The organism is Mitsuaria sp. WAJ17, assembly GCF_014174515.1.
GTDB lineage: Bacteria > Pseudomonadota > Gammaproteobacteria > Burkholderiales > Burkholderiaceae_C > Roseateles_B.
Map to the genome: position 1 here is coordinate 36395 of NZ_JACJUG010000019.1, position 13305 is coordinate 49699.

Consider the following 13305-nt stretch of genomic DNA (forward strand, 5'->3'; position numbering starts at 1 on the left):
TCAGCGCTGGTAGGGGTCGGCGAAGCCCAGGGCCAGCAGGATCTCGGTCTCCCGGGCTTCCATGCACTCGGCCTCGTCGTCTTCTTCGTGATCGTAGCCCTGCGCATGCAGGGTGCCGTGCACCAGCATGTGGGCGTAGTGCGCGACCAGGTCCAGGCCCATCTCGCGGGCCTCGCGCTCGACCACCTCGGCGCAGATGACGAGGTCGGCGCCCACTACGGGCTCGTGGCTGTAGTCGAAGGTCAGCACATTGGTGGCGTAGTCCTTGCCGCGGAATTCCTTGTTGAGCTGGCGGCCTTCCTCGGCATCGACGATGCGCACGGCAATCTCGCCCGGCAGCTCCAGCGCCGCGCGGATCCAGCGCTGCACCTTGTGACGCGGCAGCTGCTCGCGGTGGCGGGCGTCGGCGAACTGCAGGGACAGGCTCAGGTCAGGGCGGCTCATGCGCGGGCTCCATGGCTGCCGGCGGCGGCCTGCTTCCTGTTCTCAGCCTTGGTGCGTGCCTCGTAGGCCTCGACGATGCGGGCGACCAACGGGTGGCGCACCACGTCGGCCGAGGTGAAGTGCGTCATGGCAATGCCGCGCACCTTCTTCAGCACCCGCTCGGCATCGACCAGGCCACTGAGCGTGCCCTTGGGCAGGTCGATCTGGCTGGTATCGCCCGTCACCACGCACTTGCTGCCGAAGCCGATGCGGGTGAGGAACATCTTCATCTGCTCAGGCGTGGTGTTCTGGGCCTCGTCCAGGATCACGAAGGCGTGATTCAGCGTGCGGCCTCGCATGAAGGCCAGGGGCGCGATCTCCAGCTGGCCCTTCTCGAAGGCCTTGCTGACGCGGTCGAAACCCATCAGGTCGTAGAGCGCATCGTAAAGCGGGCGCAGATAGGGATCGACCTTCTGGGTCAGGTCGCCGGGCAGGAAGCCCAGGCGCTCGCCAGCCTCAACGGCTGGGCGGGTCAGGATGATGCGCTGCACCTGGGAGCGCTCCAGCGCGTCCACTGCGCAGGCCACGGCAAGAAAAGTCTTGCCGGTGCCAGCCGGGCCCAGGCCAAAAGTGATGTCGTGGTTGAGGATGTTGCGCAGGTAGCCGTGCTGGTTGGGCGTTCGACCGGCCAGGTCAGCGCGGCGCGTGCGCAACACCACGCCCTGCGGGTCCGGCAGGGCCTCGGCCGACTCGGCGCGGCGCGGCTTGCGGGCGCCCAGGGCCTCGGCGAGCTGCTGCGTCGCCTCCAGCAGGGCCAGCTGCAGACTTTCCGGGGCGATGGGCTTGCGGGCGGCGTCATAGAGGCTCTGCAGCAGCTGCAGGCTGTGCTCGGCCGCAGCCTTGTGCCCCTCGATGCGGAAGGCCTCGCCGCGGCGTGTGATGCGCACATCCATGGCGGCCTCGACCTGGCGCAGGTGGTCGTCCAGCCCCCCGCACAGATGGGAGAGACGTTTGTTGTCGGCGGGGGTAAAAACGTGGCGCAGTATCAAGACGGACCCTCTGTCGCGATCGGAATCAGGCGGCTATTGTCGCCGCGCTCCTGCCGGCCTTGCGTCCGCCCTTGCCCCCATGTCGGAGGACGGCCCGGTGGCTGTCGCCGGAGCTTCGGCACAATCGGTCCCGGCCCAGCCCTGGCACGCCCTCAACCACCCATGAGCATCCACCCCTTCCTCCTGCGACTTCCTCTCCTGCTGGGCGTAGCCTTGCTGAGCCTGCTGCCGGGGCTGCTGCCGGCCCAGGCCCAGGCCCAGAACCTGGTTCTCCAGCAGGCCCTGGTGGCCGAAGGCAGCGAGACGCAGTTCCCCGAGCAGGCCGCCCTCTCCCTCCAGGCCTTGCCGCATGACTGGCACCAGAGCCGCCAGGAAGCACCCTCACAGTACGCGCAGCATCCGCTGTGGTATCGGATGGCCTTCGACCTGCTCACCGCCCAGGACTCCAGGCCGATGGCGGTCTACATCGCCCAGGCCTGCAGCAATGTGCGGGTGCGCTTCAACGGCATCAGCCTGCTGGCTCAGGGCCGCATGATGGATCCCATCACCGACCACTGCTACGAACCCCTTCTGGTGCCCCTGCCCCCCGAACTACTGAGGCCGCAGGGCAATCTGCTGGACGTCCAGTTGGCCGGCTATGCCCGCCAGCAACTCAACTCCAGCCAGCGCAGCGCCAGGTTGAGCGAGATAGAGATCGGCCCGCTCGAGCAGTTGGCCCAGCGCCATACTCGCGCCAGCTTCTGGCGCCAGGGGCTGCCCAAGGCACTCAATGCCATGCTGGTCATGATGGCCGTCACCACCGGCGTGCTGGCCATCCTGTACCGCCGCGAGCGGCACCTGCTCTTCCTCTCGGGCTTGATGCTGGTCTGGGTGCTGCTGTCCACCCGTTTCTGGATCGGCTCGCTACCCCTGCAGCGTCACTGGCTGGAGATCGGCCTGTCCACCTGCCTGCCCCTCATCACGCTGTTCGCGCTGCAGTTCCTGCTGAGGGAGATGGGCTGGCGCAATGCCAGGCTCAACGCCGCCCTGCTGGCCCAGTGCGCCCTGGTGCCCCTGAGCCTCGCCGCGGTCGGCCCCACGCTGCACTTCATCGTGGCGAGCCTCTGGACAGCTCTGCTGGCCGCCGAGCTGACGGCTGGCATGGGCTTTCATCTGTGGCTGCGCTGGAAGGCCGTGCAAGCCCGTCCGCTGGACAGCAGCGTGCAGCGCCGCGACTTCGCCGTGGTCTGCACCCTGCTGGCCCTGGCCATCGCGGCGGTGCTGCTGGAGCTGCTGCTCTCGCAGCTGCAGGCACCGCTGATCGTGCCGATGACGCCGCTGGCCGTCCCGCTGCTGATGATGGGCCTGGGCCTGCATGCCACCGTCTGCGTGGCCCGCGCCCGCAAGGTCGCCGAGCACAAGCATGTGCAGCTGGAGCAGCGCATGGCTGAGAAACTGGCCGAGATCGAGCGCAGCTATGCGCTGATGGCCGAGCAGAAGCTGGAACAGGTCACCGAGCGCGAGCGCAAGCGCATCGCAGCCGACCTGCATGATGACCTGGGCGCCAAGCTGCTGACCATTGTCCACACCAGCGAGTCCGACCGCATCTCCACCTTGGCACGCGAGGCGCTGGAGGAGATGCGGCTCTCGGTGCGCGGTCTCACCGGCAAGCCCGTGCATCTGCTGGACGCCCTGGGCGACTGGCGGGCCGAGCTGGTCTCGCGCCTGGGCCAGGCCAATATCAATGCCGAATGGAAATCCCCCGCCGAGGACGTGGAGCACACGCTACCTGCCCGAGCCTATGTGCAGACGACCCGCATCCTGCGCGAGTCCGTCAGCAACATCATCAAGCACAGCGGCGCCACGCATTGCACCGTCAGCTGCAATGTGCAGGGCGGCGACTTCCAAGTGATCATCCAGGACAATGGCCAGGGCATCCCCATGGAGCTGGACGGACGCCTGGACAAGGGCCACGGCATGGCCAGCATGAAGGCCCGTGCCAAGCAGATGCAGGGCCAGTGCCTGGTGGAATCCGGAGCGGGCTTGGGCACCATCATCCGCTTGACGATTCCGCTCTGATCCACCCCTCAGGGCCTGCCCGGGACTGGCGCCCGCCCGCCAAAAGGCATACTGTTGCCAGATCGTCAGGCCCGGGACACGCACAGTGCCCGCCAACACCTAGAAAACATCATGAACAACATCCTGCTGCTCGAAGACATTCCGGAAATCCGCGCCTGGCTCAAGACCCTGGTGAGCCAGGTCTTCACCAATGCCGTGATCACCGAATGCTCGCGGGTGCAGGACGCCCTGCAGCACATCAACAGCCAGCGCTTCACCCTGGCCCTGCTGGACCTGGGCCTGCCGGACGGTTCAGGCGTGGACGTGGTTGCCGCCCTGCGCGAAAAGCAACCTGAGGTGCAGTCGGTGATCGTCACCATCCATGACGATGACGAGCACATCTTCCCCGCGCTGCAGGCCGGTGCCTTCGGCTATCTACTGAAGGAACAGGCTCGCGAGCTGCTGGTGGAGCAGTTGCAGCGCATCAGCCAGGGTGAGCCGCCACTGTCGCCCTCCATCGCCCGCAAGGTGATCGCCCATTTCAACTCACAGCGCCGCCCGCAGGCCTCGCCACAGCTGATCGAGGTCTCCCTCACCGAGCGCGAGACCGAGGTGCTGCTGCGCGTGGCCAAGGGCTTCACCCTGCCTGAGATCGGCGTGCAGCTGGGCCTGTCCCGCCACACCATCGCCGACTACGTCAAGCAGATCTACCGCAAGCTCAACGTCTCATCGCGGGCCGAGGCCGCGCTGGAGGCGCAGCGCCTGGGCCTGTTCGGCCGGAACTGACCGGATCCTCATCCCCGGTCGGCCCCGGGCCGGAAGCCGCCGATAATCTCCTGATGATTGGAAGGCTCACCGGCGTCATCGCGGAAAAATCGCCCCCGCTCGTGCTCATTGACGTGCAGGGCGTCGGCTATGAAGTCGACGTGCCCATGAGCACCTTCTTCAACCTGCCCAATCTGGGTGAGCGGGTGAGCCTGCTGACGCACTTCGTGGTGCGCGAGGACGCTCAGATCCTGTTCGGCTTCCTCAGCCCCGAGGAGCGCGCCACTTTCCGCCAGCTGATCAAGATCAGCGGCGTGGGGCCGCGCACCGCCCTCTCCATACTCTCTGGCCTCAGCGTAAGCGACCTGGCTCAGGCGGTGAGCCTGCAGGAGGCCGGCCGCCTGGTGAAGGTGCCGGGCATCGGCAAGAAGACCGCCGAGCGCCTGCTGCTGGAGCTCAAGGGCAAGCTGGGCCCCGACCTCGCACTTCCCGCCAGCGTGGCCAATGACAGTCAGGCCGACATCCTCCAGGCCCTTCAGGCCCTGGGCTACAGCGACAAGGAAGCCGCCGCCGCGCTCAAGCAGTTGCCCGCCGATGTGGGCGTCAGCGAGGGCATCAAGCTGGCTCTGAAGTCCCTGAACCGCTGAACCCGCCCTCGCCCCCTCCTGAGCTGCCATGCCCATCCAGACCGACGATTTCGCTCCCCAGCCGCCCCGCGTGGTCAGCGCTTCCCCGGGCAATCCTAATGAAGAGGCCCTGGAGCGCGCCCTGCGGCCCAAGCTGCTGGACGAGTACGTGGGCCAGGCCAAAGCCCGCGAGCAGCTGGAGATCTTCATCGGCGCCGCCCGCAAGCGCGAGGAAGCCCTGGACCACGTGCTGCTCTTCGGCCCGCCGGGCCTGGGCAAGACCACGCTCTCGCACATCATCGCGGCCGAGCTGGGCGTGAACCTGCGCCAGACCTCGGGGCCGGTGCTGGAGAAGCCCAAAGACCTCGCGGCCATCCTGACCAATCTCGAGAAGAACGACGTGCTCTTCATCGACGAGATCCACCGCCTCTCGCCCGTGGTCGAGGAAATCCTCTACCCGGCACTGGAGGACTACCAGATCGACATCATGATCGGCGAAGGCCCCGCAGCCCGTTCGATCAAGCTGGACCTGCAGCCCTTCACCCTGGTGGGCGCCACCACGCGCGCCGGCATGCTGACCAACCCGCTGCGCGACCGCTTCGGCATCGTGGCCCGGCTGGAGTTCTACACGCCGGACGAACTGCAGCGCATCGTGACGCGCTCGGCCGGCCTGATGAATGCGCCCATCGCGCCGGAAGGCGCGCTGGAGATCGCCCGGCGCTCGCGCGGCACGCCCCGCATCGCCAACCGCCTGCTGCGCCGCGTTCGCGACTATGCCGAGGTCAAGGGCGACGGCCGCATCACCAAGCTGATGGCCGACAAGGCCCTGGCCATGCTGGACGTCGATCCGCAAGGCTTTGACCTGATGGACCGCAAGTTGCTGGAGGCCGTGGTGCACCGCTTCGACGGCGGCCCGGTCGGGCTGGACAACGTGGCTGCGGCCATCGGCGAGGAACGGGACACCATCGAGGATGTCATCGAGCCCTACCTGATCCAGCAGGGCTTTCTGCAGCGCACGCCGCGCGGGCGCATCGCCACGCTGGCGGCATTCAGGCACCTGGGGGTGGCGCCGCCGAAGAACACGGCGGGCCTGTTCGACGAATAGCACCGCCGCGGATCCGGCATGCCTTGCCGGATCCGCGGCGCTCATGGGGACATCAGCGCCCCGCTGCATACGGCGCGACAGAACGAAAAGCAGAATGAAAAAAGGCGACCCGAAGGTCGCCTTTTGCACTTTCTGATCCCGAGGGATTAGAAGTTGTGACGGATACCAGCAGCCAGGCTGTTCAGGTCGCCAGCGTTGTTGTCCTTGTTGTCCAGCTTCGTGAAGAAGCCGTACACCTTGGTGCGCTTGCTCAGGTTGTAGTTGTAGCCCAGGGTGAACTGGTTGGCCTTGGCGCCAGCAGCGCTGCGACCAGCACCGCCGAAGTTCACGTGGAACTCGGAAGCGCCCATGGTGTACATGCCGGCCAGACGCCAGATGTTGCGGGTAGCACCAGCGATGTCTTCACGCTGCAGGTAGCCACCGACGGTGAACTCGCCCAGCTCGTACAGAGCGCGAGCAGCGTACTGCTTCTGGTTGTCTTGCTTGCTGTAGCCGGCGCCCAGGTGCAGAGGACCCTGGTCGTAGTTACCCGACAGGTCGAAAGCGCGCTTGTCAGCGCCTTCGCCAGCGTGCATGGTGATTTCGCCGGAGAAACCGTCGATGTTCGGGGTGAAGTAGCCGACCTTGTTCACCGAGGTCCAGCCAGCGCCCGAGTACAGCTTGTCGTCGGAGGTGCCGGTGTCGTGGTTGTGCATGCTGACGTAGTCAGCGGTGGCGAAGTAGGAACCATTGGTCCAGTTGCCCAGACGGATGGCACCGAAAGCGCCGCTCAGTTGCACGGAAGATTCACGGTTCCAGAAGGTGCCGCCGGTTTGCTTGCCGGTGTCGAGGTCCAGGCCATGCTCCAGAGCGAAGCTGACCTTCAGGCCGCCGCCCAGGTCTTCCTGGCCCTTCACGCCCAGGCGCGAACGGTTGTCTTGCACCACCACCTTACGGTCGCCGGTACCGACCTTCTGGCTTTCCACGGTCACGTTGGCGCGGCCCCACAGGGTCACGGAGCTTTGAGCGAAAGCCGAAGCCGACACAGCGGCCAGAGCGGCGACGAGAGCGATCTTCTTCATCATTTGCCTTTGTAGGTTGAGGTTGTGCCGGGTTGAATCACCCGGTCTTGTCACGCGGAATGTGGCGGCAGTATAGGAGGCCTAGGGTTTGACCGAAGCCCCTGCGACGCGAATTCGCAACAGTCACTTCTGGCAGGTCGGGCGGGGGGGTTTGTCGCCGGGGGCGCGTCAGGGCGTCAGGTCAGGCCGGAAGATGGGCTTCATCGGCCCATCCCACCAGGTGCAGCCGCCCGCCAGAGACCATCAGCCGGTTGATGGCCGCATTGCCCAGCCGCCAGCTGCGGGCTGCCTGGAGATCCAGGCCCAACGCGGCCCGGTACAGGCAATCCAGAACCCCGCCATGGGTCACCAGCAGCAAGGCCTGCCCGGCATGCGCCGCCGCCAGCTCGCGAACCACGGCCAGCACGCGCGCGCTGAACACCTGCAGCGACTCGCCTCCGGGCGCCGCAAATTCCGGGTCCCGGGCTTTCCAGCGCTGCAGCGCCTCGGGTTCGCGCTCCCCGAGCTCTATCCAGGTGTGTCCCTGGAAATCCCCGAAGGAGCGTTCCCGCAGCCCGGCGTGCCACCGCACGGGCAGGGCGCGCCGTGTCAGCAGCGGGGCCAGGGTCTGGCGGCAGCGCTGCAGATCGCTGCAGACCACCTGGTCGAAGTCCTCGTCCTGCAGGGCGGCGGCCAGGGCCTGGGCCTGGGCATGCCCCTGCGTGTTCAGGTCGATGTCCAACTGCCCTTGGATGCGCCCCTGTGCATTCCAGTCCGTCTGCCCGTGGCGCACGCAGACCAGCCGGGTGACCTCATCCAGTCCATCCACGGGGCTTCAGCCCAGCCAGACGACATCGACCCGCTCAGCTTCGCTGAGGCGCAGCATGTCCAGCAGGGGCCAGACCCGCTGCTTCAGGGTGATGCCCTGGCGCCGAGGCGGAGCCTCGCCTTGCGCCTCGGCTTCGGCCACCAGCGCTGCGAAGGCAGCTTCGTCAGCCTCCACAGCCGCAAGCAAGGCCTGCTGAGCCGCAGGGAGGTCGGCCGTTTCGATGATGCCTTGTGGTGACGACTCGCGGCCCAATGCCGCCAGCACCTGCTTGGCAGCCTCCGGCAGGTAGATCACATCGGCCGCAGCCTTGGATTTGAATCGGTACATGGGCCCCCCGGAGCGCAGCAATGGCGCAGTCAAGATCAAGAGAGAGTAGGGCCTATTGTGGTCCTCGCCCATGCCGGTTCAGGAGCCCCCACCGCGGATCAGGCGAATGACCGGCCGCTCCGCGCCCCAGACCCGGGCCTCGAAGGCCGCCGCATCCAGGGCCGGGGAGAAAAGATAGCCCTGGTACTCATGACAGCCGGCCTCCTGCAGGAAAGCGCGCTGCGCCTCGCTCTCCACCCCCTCGGCGATGACCTGCAGGGCCAGCGCCCGTCCCACCTGGGCCACGGCACGAACGATGCCCGCATCGCTGGCATCCGCCGGCAGTCCCTGGACGAAGCTGCGGTCGATCTTGAGCCGCTGGATGGGGAAGCGCTTGAGGTAGGCCAGGCTGGAATAGCCGGTGCCGAAATCGTCGATGGACAGGCACACGCCCAACTCGGCCAGGGCCTGCAAACGCCGCAGGGCCTCGTCGGCATCCCGCAGCAGAATGGACTCGGTGAGTTCCAGCTCCAGCAGCTCCGGCGGCAGGCCGGCCGACTGCAGCACCTGGCGGACCCTGTCCACGAACTGCGCCTGCTGGAACTGCAGGGCCGACACGTTCACCGCGACCGGCATGCGCCGCCCCTGCTGCCACCAGCTCACCGCCTGCGTCACGGCCTCGTGCAACACCCAGTCCCCGATAGCCACGATGAAGCCACTCTCCTCGGCCACCGGGATGAACTCGCCCGGAGACACCTCGCCCCGCAGCGGATCCTGCCATCGGATCAGGGCCTCCGCGCCGATGACTTGCCCGCTCGCCAGATCCAACTGCGGCTGGTAGTGCAGGCGGAAGCGCTCCTCCAGCAGGGCCTGGCGCATGGCGTGATCCAGGCGCATACGCGCCAGCAGATCGACGTCCTTGCGGGGCTGATGGAAACGGAAGCCTGCCCGGCCGCTGTCCTTGACGCCCTGCATGGCGCGCTCGGCGCTGGAGGCCAGTTCGTCCAGCGATTCACCGTCTACCGGGAACAGGGCGATGCCAATGCTGGCCGTCACGGTGAAGCTGAGGGTGTCGAAACTGAAGGGGCGACCCATGGCCTCCAGCACGCGCCGCGCCGTGTGCTCGGCGCCGCGGGCATCGGCCTCATGGATCAGCAGTGCGAATTCATCGCCCGAGAGCTTGGCAACGGTGTCCACCTCGCGCAAGCAGTCACGCAGGCGCTGCGCCACTTCGCGCAGCACGCGGTCGCCGAAGGCATGGCCCAGGGTGTCGTTGATCTGTTTGAAGCGATCGAGATCGACGAAGAGCATCGCAAAGCCCGAGGCCTCGCGCTTGGCGATGGCGCGGGCGTACTCCACGCGCTGCGACAGAGCGCGCCGGTTGGGCAGGCCGGTGAGCATATCGGTGTGGGACAGCTCCTCGATGCGCTGGCTGGCCGCCAGCTGGTCGCTGAGGTCGCGGAAGGAGAACACCCGGCCCACGGGCCGCTGGCGGCTCCACTGCGGCAGCGAGACGCGCTCCAGCACGCGGCCGTCCAGCAGTTGGATCACATCGCTGCTCTGCAGCAGCGGCGCATCCAGCAGGGCAGCCAGACGCGCGGCATAGGCCACACCATCCGGCACGCTGCGCCGCATCCAGGCCTGCACAGCCGCGTCATCGCGCTGCTGCAGCAGGTCTTCGGGAATGCCCCATAGCGTGGCGAAGCGCTGGTTGAAGTTGCGCAGGCGTCCAGCCAAGTCGGTCACCAGGATGCCGTCCGCTGTGGATTCCAGCGTGCTGCGCAGGTCCACCAGCAGGGCCTCGCGCTCTTCCTCGCCCCGGCGCTGGGCGCTGAGGTCCCGCATGCTGACCACCCACAGGGCCGATCCAAGCGGATGGGCGTCGTCGGCCGGCAAGCGGCGGGCACGGCGGTCCACCCAGAGGGTATGGCCGTCGGCATGACGCATCAGCGTCTCAGTGTGCACGCCCTCGCAGGCACCGCCCGCAACTTCGCTCCAGAACAGCAAGTCCTCCGGCGTGACGCACAGGGACTCGATGCGCCGCCCGACCAGTTGATCCGACGACAACCCAAGCAATTGCTGGGCCGCCTCGTTGGCTTCCAGCACCGTCAGGCCATGGGCATCCACCAGCCAGACCGCCTCCTGCAGCGAGTCCAGCAGGCTGCGATACCGCGCCGCATTCAATGCTCCGGGAATCGTCTCGTCCGTCTGGCTCGCCTGCGTCTCCCGCCGGGCTGGTCTCACACCGACACCTCTCCCGACGGCGTGGCAGCGACGGACTCAAAGAAATAGGCCACACGGGCGCGCGGACTGAGGTAATCCAGCGAGGCCCGAGGCAGCGCGCCGGGCTTCAGGCTGCGGCGGATGCCGAGGTCGGGATGGTCCTCCAGGTTGACGATCAGGGCCTCGTCACGCGCGACCTTGGCGTCATGCACCATGACCCGCGGCTTCAGCGGGCGAGAGGAGTTGACGGCCACCACCAGCGCATAGCGGTCGTCCGTCAGTTGCACCGTCGAGCCCGGCGGATAGACGCCCATCATGCGAATGAAGGCGTTGAGCATGGTGGCGTCGAAGCGGTTGCGCCCTTGCGCAAACATCAGGGACAGAGCTTCGTGCGGCGTCATGGCCTTGGAAACCAGCAGCGGATTGCACAGACCGTCAAAGCGATTGACCAGGGCCACGATGCGCGAGGCCGCGCTCATGCGGTCCACATTGATGCGCTGGGGGAAGCCCGTGCCGTCAGCATTCTCATGGTGCTGGGCGATCACCAGCAGGGGCCCGGCCGCGAGGTCCATCTGCTTGGCCAGGGCCACGCCCTTGACCACATGGGTCTGGTAGACCTGGCTCTCTGCGGAGGTGAAGCCCTCGTCACGGTGGCGCAGCCGCGGCGGCAACTCCAGCTTGCCGATGTCGTGCAGCAGGGCGCCCACACCGAGGTCCATCATCTCGTCGCGCCCCAGACCGAAGGCCCGGCCCAGCAGCAGGGAAATGATGGACACGTTCAGCGCATGCGCCGTGCCGCGGTCGCCGGCGCCTTCGTTGAGCAGGCGGATGTTGAGATCGCCCTCCACCAGCATCTTGTCCAGCAGGGCGCTGACCAGCGCCGTGGACTGGTCCCGAGAATTGACGGGCTCGCGGGGGACGAGATCGACAATGCTCTTGAAGGCCGCAGCGGCCTCGGCGTACTGCTTCTCGCACAGCGACAGCGCCTCGCGCTGGGCGGCCAGCGCCTTGCGATGGACCTCCTTCAGCTGCTGCTCGGGACTGAGCGCCGGATTGCTGGCCTCCACCACGGCCGGGGCCGGCGGCGCATCATCAGGCAGCTCGCTCTTGGCGGGACTCCAGCGCACCTGCTTGAGACCCAGGCGGCGCAGCACCAGCAGCTGGTCCTCCGAGCTCAGCTTGAAGCTGCTCAGCGGAAAGGGGTGCGACATCCAGCCCAGGTCCAGATGGATGAACATCCCGACCTTCAGCTGGGCCACGTCAATCAGCGGATCTGTTGCGTTGTCCTTCATGCGTGTCCTACGCCCTTTCCTCCCGGGGCGCCCTCTTGCGATGCATCGGCCGCGGGTCCGGAGAACTTGAGCGACGCACTAGGGAACTTTACACGGACGGATACACCTCACTGACGTATGTGCGTCAACAGGCCATCGCTTGACTGGAAAGATCGCACAGGCCTAGCATGTTCATTTGATGAACGATTGTTCTATTAATGAACTTTTCACATCAAACTATCGTCAAATGCCACCCCGCTTGCCCGGCTGCCGGTGATGCAAGCCCGATCCATTGCTCAAGCCATTTGAGGACCCCATGAAAACTGCCTATCTCTGCGACGGCCAACGCACCCCCTTCGGCCGCTATGGCGGCGCGCTCTCCAGCGTACGCGCCGATGACCTTGGCGCCCTGCCCATCAAGGCCCTGATGGCCCGCCACCCGCAGCTGGACTGGCAGGCGCTGGAGGATGTTTTCTATGGTTGCGCCAACCAGGCGGGCGAAGACAACCGCAATGTGGCCCGCATGGCCGCCCTTCTGGCCGGCCTGCCCCTCAGTGCCCCGGGCGTCACGCTCAACCGGCTGTGCGGCTCAGGCCTGGATGCCGTGGGCAGTGCTGCGCGCGCCATCAAGGCTGGAGAGGCGGACCTTCTGATCGCCGGCGGCGTGGAAAGCATGAGCCGCGCCCCCTTCGTGATGCCCAAGGCTGACGCTGCCTTCTCGCGCCAGAACGCCGTCTACGACACCACCATCGGCTGGCGCTTCATCAACAAGCTGATGAAGAGCCAGTACGGCGTCGATTCCATGCCCGAGACCGCCGAGAACGTGGCCCGCGAATTCAGCATCGAGCGAGAGGCCCAGGACCGCATGGCCCTGGCCAGTCAGAAGAAGACCTTGGCCGCCCAGCAGGCCGGCTTCTTCGACGCCGAGATCTGCCCGGTCGAGATTCCCCAGAAGAAGGGCGACTCCCTGTGGGTGCGCCAGGACGAGCACCCACGCGACACCAGCCTTGAGGCGCTCGCCCGGCTCAAGGGCGTGGTGACGCCTGAGGGCTCGGTGACGGCCGGCAATGCTTCCGGCGTCAATGACGGCGCGGTGGCGCTGCTGATGGCCAGCGAGGCGGCCGTCCAGCGCCACGGCCTGACGCCCCGTGCCCGGGTCGTGGCCATGGCCACGGCGGGCGTTGCTCCTCGCATCATGGGCATCGGCCCGGCCCCGGCCACGCAGGCCGTGCTCGCCCGCGCCGGCCTCAGCCTGGCGCAAATGGACGTGATCGAGTTGAACGAGGCATTCGCCGCCCAGGGCCTGGCCGTGCTGCGCCAGTTGGGGCTCCAGGACGACGATCCTCGCGTCAACCCCAACGGCGGCGCCATCGCCCTGGGCCATCCCCTGGGTGCCAGCGGCGCCCGTCTGGCTCTCACGGCCGCCAACCAGCTGGAGCGCACAGGCGGTCGCTACGCGCTGTGCACCATGTGCATCGGCGTCGGCCAAGGCATCGCCCTCGTTCTCGAGCGGGTCTGACGGGCGCCCCCCCCTGGCGGACAGGTCTCCAGCGACGGGTGCCCGCTATGCGAACGCCCGGCCTGGGGCCCCCCCCCCATTGGGCTGACTGACAGGACATCTGCACGGCCCG

The 13305-nt window shown here is 67.0% G+C and carries 12 protein-coding genes; 5 read left to right on the plus strand and 7 right to left on the minus strand.

Features of this window, described 5'->3' with window-relative positions; all coding sequences use genetic code 11:
* Both ybeY and H5407_RS15815 read right to left on the minus strand, forming a co-directional pair.
* Entirely contained in the window at positions 1-444 is a 444-nt protein-coding gene (gene ybeY, locus H5407_RS15810) for an rRNA maturation RNase YbeY (protein WP_183105433.1), read from the minus strand.
* Positions 441-1472, minus strand: coding sequence for a PhoH family protein (locus H5407_RS15815; protein WP_183105434.1), 1032 nt, complete (start codon positions 1470-1472; stop codon positions 441-443). The genes ybeY and H5407_RS15815 overlap by 4 nt, the downstream gene beginning before the upstream one ends.
* A 162-nt stretch (positions 1473-1634) precedes the next feature.
* On the opposite strand from H5407_RS15815, the gene H5407_RS15820 reads away from it, so the two are divergent.
* From H5407_RS15820 to ruvB, 4 genes are all read left to right on the plus strand, one after another.
* Positions 1635-3530, plus strand: a complete 1896-nt coding sequence (locus tag H5407_RS15820) for an ATP-binding protein (RefSeq protein ID WP_183105435.1) — start codon at positions 1635-1637, stop codon at positions 3528-3530.
* 111 nt (positions 3531-3641) lie between these two features.
* On the plus strand, positions 3642-4295 hold the full coding sequence (locus H5407_RS15825; RefSeq protein WP_183105436.1) for a response regulator transcription factor: 654 nt from the start codon (positions 3642-3644) through the stop codon (positions 4293-4295).
* A gap of 53 nt (positions 4296-4348) precedes the next feature.
* Positions 4349-4921, plus strand: a complete 573-nt coding sequence (ruvA, locus tag H5407_RS15830) for a Holliday junction branch migration protein RuvA (protein ID WP_183105437.1) — start codon at positions 4349-4351, stop codon at positions 4919-4921.
* A 28-nt stretch (positions 4922-4949) separates the two neighbouring features.
* The gene (gene ruvB / locus H5407_RS15835) at positions 4950-6005 is read left to right on the plus strand and encodes a Holliday junction branch migration DNA helicase RuvB (protein ID WP_183105438.1); all 1056 of its coding nucleotides are present in this window, start codon (positions 4950-4952) and stop codon (positions 6003-6005) included.
* Positions 6006-6151: 146 nt separating this feature from the next.
* Here the strand turns inward: ruvB and H5407_RS15840 are convergent, their stop codons facing one another.
* The 5 genes from H5407_RS15840 to H5407_RS15860 form a co-directional block, all read right to left on the minus strand.
* On the minus strand, positions 6152-7066 hold the full coding sequence (locus H5407_RS15840) for a porin (protein WP_183105490.1): 915 nt from the start codon (positions 7064-7066) through the stop codon (positions 6152-6154).
* Between the two features lie 181 nt (positions 7067-7247).
* Entirely contained in the window at positions 7248-7874 is a 627-nt protein-coding gene (locus tag H5407_RS15845; RefSeq protein ID WP_310737660.1) for a histidine phosphatase family protein, read from the minus strand.
* A 6-nt stretch (positions 7875-7880) separates the two neighbouring features.
* Entirely contained in the window at positions 7881-8201 is a 321-nt protein-coding gene (locus tag H5407_RS15850; protein ID WP_183105439.1) for a DUF1840 domain-containing protein, read from the minus strand.
* Between the two features lie 78 nt (positions 8202-8279).
* Positions 8280-10424: an EAL domain-containing protein gene (locus H5407_RS15855; protein ID WP_310737661.1), complete on the minus strand. Its 2145-nt coding sequence runs from the start codon at positions 10422-10424 to the stop codon at positions 8280-8282.
* Positions 10421-11695, minus strand: a complete 1275-nt coding sequence (locus tag H5407_RS15860; protein ID WP_183105440.1) for a DUF3391 domain-containing protein — start codon at positions 11693-11695, stop codon at positions 10421-10423. The genes H5407_RS15855 and H5407_RS15860 overlap by 4 nt, the downstream gene beginning before the upstream one ends.
* A gap of 295 nt (positions 11696-11990) precedes the next feature.
* On the opposite strand from H5407_RS15860, the gene pcaF reads away from it, so the two are divergent.
* Positions 11991-13193, plus strand: a complete 1203-nt coding sequence (pcaF, locus tag H5407_RS15865; RefSeq protein WP_183105441.1) for a 3-oxoadipyl-CoA thiolase — start codon at positions 11991-11993, stop codon at positions 13191-13193.
* Positions 13194-13305: the final 112 nt, after the last annotated feature.